This window comes from Rhizobium sp. 01T444 (assembly GCF_056398305.1).
This window is the reverse complement of record NZ_JBFTPD010000415.1, coordinates 1-520: the sequence shown is the minus strand read 5'-3', so window position 1 is coordinate 520 and position 520 is coordinate 1. Positions and strand designations below refer to the sequence as shown.

Genomic DNA, 520 nt, shown 5'->3' with positions numbered 1-520 from the left:
CGCTGCCGGCCAGAGATTGAGGCTATCCGCAGATCGCTCGCGTTCGGCTGATCTATTTGACTCCATGGTGCGTCGCGAATCCATGTGCGAAAGGCCAAGGCTCATTCGGGCGCCAGCGCGTCGGGATCGATGGGCGAGGGCGCCGCGTTCGGGCTGACGCCGCCTTCCGATGGCGACTGCTCCGACGCCCGGTCGGCGGCTTGGTCGCGCTGGTTCTGGGTGTCTGCCAGGCCGGGCGCGAACCGGCCGGCTCGACGAAACGCCCGATCGGAGCCGGCGTAGTTGGAGGCGATCGTCCGCTTGCGCTTCATGTAGTGGCCCATGACCATCGCAGCGATCTCTGGTCCGACGGTGGCCTTCATGTTTGCGGCCGCCGTCGAGCGGGTGTCGTAGAGCGAGTAGAGCTTGCCGTCGGGAAAGGCTCGGAGGCAAGCTGCGCGGAGTGCGGCCCTGCAACCATTGGAATAGCGGTCGAACGTTTGTTCTCCGCCGCCGGCCAGGTACTGCTGCAAGCTGGTGA

1 protein-coding gene is annotated in these 520 nt (G+C 66.2%); it reads right to left on the bottom strand.

Annotated features, from left to right (window positions below; all coding sequences use genetic code 11):
• Window positions 1-101: 101 nt before the first annotated feature.
• Window positions 102-520: hypothetical protein (locus AC1DTN_RS39230; protein ID WP_477925656.1), on the bottom strand; the 419-nt coding region annotated here is incomplete at its 5' end.